1 protein-coding gene is annotated in these 4,884 nt (G+C 58.9%); it reads right to left on the bottom strand.

What is annotated here, in order from left to right; translation table 11 throughout:
• On the bottom strand, window positions 1–4,884 hold a 4,884-nt coding region (locus QME24_RS24555; RefSeq protein WP_348650970.1), incomplete at both ends, for an immunoglobulin-like domain-containing protein.

The raw sequence follows: 4,884 nt of genomic DNA, 5'->3' as shown, positions 1-4,884 counted from the left end.
GGCCTCACCTGCCTTGACGGTCACAGTAGTGCCATCAGTCAGCGTGAAGGTCAGACCTTTGTGGTTGGTTACTGGCAAGCTTGGATCAGCGCTGACCAGAGTCACGGTGTAGGTGATCTTGCCGCCTTCAGCGACGGTGGTGTTGTCTACCGACAGTTCAGCAGTCACCGGGCTCTGCGTATCGGTTACCGCCACGGTTGCAGGCTGGCCGATCTGCAGGTTTTCCAGCTGCTCACCGACCACTTCGGCCTTGGTGATGCTGACGGTGATTTTGCCTTCGTCCTTGAACACGTCATCGCCCTGCGCCGGAGCGGCATAGGACTTGGTGGTTTCACCTGCCGCGAAGGTCAGGGTCGCACCAGTGCTCAAGGTCACGGTGAACGGCTTGTCCAAAGCCTTGTTCAGGGTGACGGTGAAGGTTGGTTCGGTTGCTTCGTTGACCGAAACTTGATCGGCCACGATCGTGACTTTGACCAAGTCGCCTTCGTTGTTTCCGCCCGGGTTACCCGGAGTGCCTGGCTCATCGGTGACTACTGTGCTGACAGTATCCTTGCCCAGGTTAAGCTGCTCGAACTGATCAGCGCCGGCGCCCTCGACCTTGGTCAGACCTTGGGTGATGGTGACTGGATCGTTGACGTAGACGTTGTCTGGCGCAGTGACGGTAACCGAACCGGTGGCCTCACCTGCCTTGACGGTCACAGTAGTGCCATCAGTCAGCGTGAAGGTCAGACCTTTGTGGTTGGTTACTGGCAGGCTCGGATCGGCGCTGACCAGGGTCACGGTGTAAGTGATCTTGCCACCTTCGGCCACAGTGGTGTTATCCACAGTGAGCTGAGCAGTAACCGGGCTCTGCGTATCGGTCACAGCTACGGACGCAGGCTGGCCGATCTGCAGGTTTTCCAGCTGCTCACCGACCACTTCGGCCTTGGTGATGCTGACAGTGATCTTGCCTTCGTCCTTGAACACGTCATCGCCCTGCGCCGGAGCGGCATAGGACTTGGTGGTCTCGCCGGCCGCGAAGGTCAGGGTCGCACCAGTGCTCAAGGTCACGGTGAACGGCTTGTCCAAAGCCTTGTTCAGGGTGACGGTGAAGGTTGGTTCGGTTGCTTCGTTGACCGAAACTTGATCGGCCACGATCGTGACTTTGACCAAGTCGCCTTCGTTGTTTCCGCCCGGGTTACCCGGAGTGCCTGGCTCATCGGTGACTACTGTGCTGACAGTATCCTTGCCCAGGTTAAGCTGCTCGAACTGATCAGCGCCGGCGCCCTCGACCTTGGTCAGACCTTGGGTGATGGTGACTGGATCGTTGACGTAGACGTTGTCTGGCGCAGTGACGGTAACCGAACCGGTGGCCTCACCTGCCTTGACGGTCACAGTAGTGCCATCAGTCAGCGTGAAGGTCAGACCTTTGTGGTTGGTTACTGGCAGGCTCGGATCGGCGCTGACCAGGGTCACGGTGTAAGTGATCTTGCCACCTTCGGCCACAGTGGTGTTATCCACAGTGAGCTGAGCAGTAACCGGGCTCTGCGTATCGGTCACAGCTACGGACGCAGGCTGGCCGATCTGCAGGTTTTCCAGCTGCTCACCGACCACTTCGGCCTTGGTGATGCTGACAGTGATCTTGCCTTCGTCCTTGAACACGTCATCGCCCTGCGCCGGTGCGGCATAGGACTTGGTGGTCTCGCCTGCCGCGAAGGTCAGGGTGGCACCAGTGCTCAGGGTCAAGGTGAACGGCTTGTCCAAAGCCTTGTTCAGGGTGACGGTGAAGGTAGGTTCGGTTGCTTCGTTGACCGAGACTTGGTCAGCCACGATGCTGACCTTGACCAGATCGCCTTCGTTATTGCCACCTGGGTTACCCGGAGTACCCGGCTCGTCAGTCACGGAGGTGCTGACGGTATCTTTGCCCAGATTCAGCTGCTCGAACTGATCGGCCCCGGCACCTTCGACCTTGGTCAGACCTTGTGTGATGGTCACCGGATCGTTGACGTAGACGTTGTCTGGCGCAGTGACGGTAACAGAGCCGGTGGCCTCACCTGCTTTAACGGTCACAGTGGTCCCGTCAGTCAGCGTGAAGGTCAGACCTTTGTGGTTGGTTACTGGCAAGCTTGGATCAGCGCTGACCAGAGTCACGGTGTAGGTGATCTTGCCGCCTTCAGCGACGGTAGTGTTGTCTACCGACAGTTCAGCAGTAACCGGGCTCTGCGTATCGGTCACAGCTACGGACGCAGGCTGACCGATCTGCAGATTTTCCAGCTGCTCGCCGACCACTTCTGCCTTGGTGATGCTGACGGTGATCTTGCCTTCGTCCTTGAACACGTCATCGCCCTGCGCCGGAGCGGCGTAGGACTTAGTGGTCTCGCCTGCCGCGAAGGTCAGGGTGGCACCAGTGCTCAGGGTTACGGTGAATGGCTTGTCGAGTGCCTTGTTCAGGGTAATGGTGAAGGTTGGTTCAGTGGCTTCGTTGACCGAAACTTGATCGGCCACGATAGAGACTTTGACCAAGTCACCTTCGTTGTTGCCGCCCGGGTTACCCGGAGTGCCTGGCTCATCGGTGACTACTGTGCTGACAGTATCTTTGCCCAGGTTCAGCTGCTCGAACTGATCGGCGCCAGCGCCTTCGACCTTGGTCAGGCCTTGGGTGATGGTCACTGGATCGTTGACGTAGACGTTGTCTGGCGCGGTGACGGTAACAGAACCGGTGGCCTCACCTGCTTTAACGGTCACAGTAGTCCCGTCAGTCAGCGTGAAGGTCAGACCTTTGTGGTTGGTTACTGGCAGGCTTGGATCTGCGCTGACCAGAGTCACGGTATAGGTGATCTTGCCGCCTTCGGCCACAGTGGTGTTATCCACAGTTAGCTGGGCAGTCACCGGGCTCTGCGTATCGGTGACCGCAACGGTAGCAGGCTGGCCGATCTGCAGATTTTCCAGTTGCTCGCTGACCACTTCCGCCTTGGTGATGCTGACAGTGATCTTGCCTTCGTCCTTGAACACGTCATCGCCCTGCGCCGGAGCGGCATAGGACTTGGTGGTCTCGCCGGCCGCGAAGGTCAGGGTGGCACCAGTGCTCAGGGTCACGGTGAATGGCTTGTCGAGTGCCTTGTTCAGGGTGATGGTGAAGGTCGGCTCAGTGGCTTCATTCACGGACAGCTGATCGGCAGCGATGGTGACCTTGACCAAGTCGCCTTCGTTGTTGCCGCCTGGGTTACCTGGAGTACCCGGCTCGTCAGTCACGGAGGTGCTGACAGTATCTTTGCCCAGGTTCAGTTGTTCGAACTGATCGGCGCCGGCGCCTTCGACTTTGGTCAGGCCTTGGGTAATGGTCACCGGATCGTTGACGTAAACGTTGTCTGGCGCAGTGACAGTGGTGGTGCCGACCGATTCACCGGCTTTGACCGTGACGATGGTACCGTCGGTCAGGGTGAAGGTCAGGCCCTTGTGGTTGGTCACTGGCAGGCTCGGATCGGCGCTGACCAGGGTCACGGTGTAGGTGATCTTGCCGCCTTCGGCCACAGTGGTGTTATCCACAGTTAGCTGGGCAGTCACCGGGCTCTGCGTATCGGTTACCGCCACGGTTGCAGGCTGGCCGATCTGCAGGTTTTCCAGCTGCTCGCCGACCACTTCTGCCTTGGTGATGCTGACGGTGATCTTGCCTTCGTCCTTGAACACGTCATCGCCCTGCGCCGGAGCGGCGTAGGACTTGGTGGTCTCGCCGGCCGCGAAGGTCAGGGTCGCACCAGTGCTCAAGGTCACGGTGAACGGCTTGTCCAAAGCCTTATTCAGGGTGACGGTGAAGGTTGGCTCAGTGGCTTCGTTGACCGAGACTTGATCGGCCACGATGCTGACTTTGACCAAGTCACCTTCGTTGTTGCCGCCTGGGTTACCAGGGGTGCCAGGCTCATCGGTGACTACTGTGCTGACGGTATCTTTGCCCAGATTCAGTTGCTCGAACTGATCGGCGCCGGCGCCCTCGACTTTGGTCAGGCCTTGGGTAATGGTCACCGGATCGTTGACGTAGACGTTGTCTGGCGCAGTGACAGTGGTGGTGCCGACCGATTCACCGGCTTTGACCGTGACGATGGTACCGTCGGTCAGGGTGAAGGTCAGGCCCTTGTGGTTGGTCACTGGCAGGCTCGGATCGGCGCTGACCAGGGTCACGGTGTAAGTGATCTTGCCACCTTCGGCCACAGTGGTGTTATCCACAGTGAGCTGGGCAGTAACCGGGCTCTGCGTATCGGTCACAGCTACGGACGCAGGCTGGCCGATCTGCAAGTTTTCCAGCTGCTCACCGACCACTTCGGCCTTGGTGATGCTGACAGTGATCTTGCCCTCGTCCTTGAACACGTCATCGCCCTGCGCCGGAGCGGCGTAGGACTTGGTGGTCTCGCCTGCCGCGAAGGTCAGGGTGGCACCAGTGCTCAGGGTTACGGTGAATGGCTTATCGAGCGCCTTGTTCAGAGTGACGGTGAAGGTTGGCTCAGTCGCCTCATTCACGGACAGCTGATCCGCAGCGATGGTGACCTTGACCAGGTCGCCTTCGTTATTGCCACCTGGGTTACCTGGAGTGCCCGGCTCATCGGTAACTACTGTGCTGACGGTATCTTTGCCCAGGTTCAGTTGTTCGAATTGATCAGCGCCAGCGCCTTCGACCTTGGTCAGACCTTGGGTGATGGTGACCGGATCGTTTACGTAGACGTTGTCTGGCGCAGTGACAGTGGTGGTGCCGACCGATTCACCGGCTTTGACCGTGACGATTGTGCCGTCGGTCAGGGTGAAGGTCAGGCCCTTGTGGTTGGTCACTGGCAGGCTCGGATCGGCGCTGACCAGGGTCACGGTGTAAGTGATCTTGCCACCTTCGGCCACAGTGGTGTTATCCACAGTGAGCTG

This window comes from Pseudomonas sp. PARCl1, from assembly GCF_947311875.1.
Taxonomy (GTDB): Bacteria; Pseudomonadota; Gammaproteobacteria; order Pseudomonadales; family Pseudomonadaceae; genus Aquipseudomonas; species Aquipseudomonas juntendi.
The sequence above is the reverse complement of the archived record's forward strand: the minus strand, read 5'-3'. Positions and strand labels throughout refer to the sequence as shown.